The organism is Planococcus chinensis (assembly GCF_020071995.1).
Lineage (GTDB): Bacteria > Bacillota > Bacilli > Bacillales_A > Planococcaceae > Planococcus > Planococcus chinensis_A.
Genome location: NZ_JABWTK010000022.1, coordinates 1 through 1,534, shown reverse-complemented (window position 1 = coordinate 1,534; position 1,534 = coordinate 1). Strand labels below are relative to the sequence as shown.

General features: G+C 49.6%; 1 protein-coding gene. It reads right to left on the bottom strand.

Annotated features, from left to right (window positions below; all coding sequences use genetic code 11):
- Window positions 1-76: 76 nt before the first annotated feature.
- Window positions 77-1,440 (bottom strand): IS1182 family transposase gene (locus tag HU147_RS19000; RefSeq protein WP_224077658.1). Its coding sequence is split into 2 segments (ribosomal slippage): window positions 77-873 and window positions 873-1,440, totalling 1,365 coding nucleotides; the frame shifts between segments, so codons are not numbered across the junction.
- Window positions 1,441-1,534 lie beyond the last annotated feature (94 nt).

Below are 1,534 nucleotides of genomic sequence, written 5' to 3'. Positions count from 1 at the left end.
CAGCTTGTTGAGAAACTAAGGTTTTGACCATCAAGCTCTTTGTTTTTGAATGAAAAATCAATTGAACATCGAGTTTTTAGACCCTCCTGTTAAGCAGGAGGGTCATTTTTTTGATATTCTGCGCTGCGGCGGTTAGATAAGCCTGTTCTTGGACAGACTTGCGCCCTCGGCGCCTAGCGTAGCGGAAACCATGAAGTTCTTTCGCATCGGCGAAACTCCGTTCGATGGTCTGGCTTCGCAACTTGTACAGCTTTTTTCCGCTGGGGGTCCGTTTGTTGGCGCGCACCTTTTCTTTTTCGTCTTCCCAAATGTGCCGGGACACTGAGCGTTGTTTGCTTTTCGCGGAAAAACAGTCCGGGCGCAGCGGGCAATTGGCACAGTCCTGCGGCCGGCTTTTATAATGGCGATTCCCTTTGCGATCTGTCGTGGCGTAGGACAACTTGCAACCCATCGGACATGCATAGGCGTCCAATGAAGCTACATACGTAAATAACCGTTTCGGCACTTTGGGATTTCCGCCTTTGAACCGGCGGGTTCCCATGATCACAAACGTTCCGGCTTCATTTAAGGTTTTGCAGATGTGGCCGGTAAAATAGCCGGCGTCCAGGGCAACGGCTTCCACGGGGAAATCGAATTTCTGTTTTTGCACAGTGAGCCGATCCAAATAAGGGACGGCATCGTTGACATTGCCGGCCGTGATGTACGTATCCGTGATGAAATTATATTTGGCATCCACCGTCCGGTGGTCGAGATAGAAAAACCCTTGGGGTTTCTGGTTGCGCATGAGGAAGCCGCTATCCGGATCGGTCACGCTTTCGCGGGTCATCGCCGGTTTGGATGGGGCAACCGGCCGAACGTTCTTCGGCTTCAGTGCTTTTTTCCGTGTGCCTCCCGGTCGGCGTCGACCGCTTGTTCCAGTTCCTTCAGGTAGCTGACCGCTTTTTCGGGTTTTGCCTGGCGGATAAACTTGTTCTTATTGGCATTGGCTTTGATATGGGTAGAATCCGATAGAAGCAGACGCCCATTCACCATGCCATGGGCTTTTGCTTGGCGGACGGTTTCGTCGAAAATTTCTTCGAAGACCGACGTATCTTCAAAGCGGCCTTTTCGGTTAAAGCTGATCGTGGAGTGATCGGGAATGCGGTCGGTCAGGGAGTAGCCCAGGAACCAGCGATAGGCATTGTTCATTTGAATTTCCTTTTCCAATTGACGCTCCGAACGAATGCCATAGAAATAACCGATAAACAGCATCTTGAATAACGTAATCGGGGGAATGGCCGGTCGGCCATTATCCGGGCAATAATATGGTGAAGCAATCGTTTCAATGAAAGAAAAATCAATCAAGGCATCAACGGTGCGGAGAAAATGATCTTGCGGTACGAGTTCATCAATCGAGACGGTGACCTGTTCATGACGATGGTTTTTGACGGGACCAATCATGAGACCTCGCTCCTTCATTTTCTTTTAGTGTACATCGGAAAAGTAGTAAAATAAACAAAAAAACAGGCTGTCGAGAGAGTTTCTCGACAGCCTG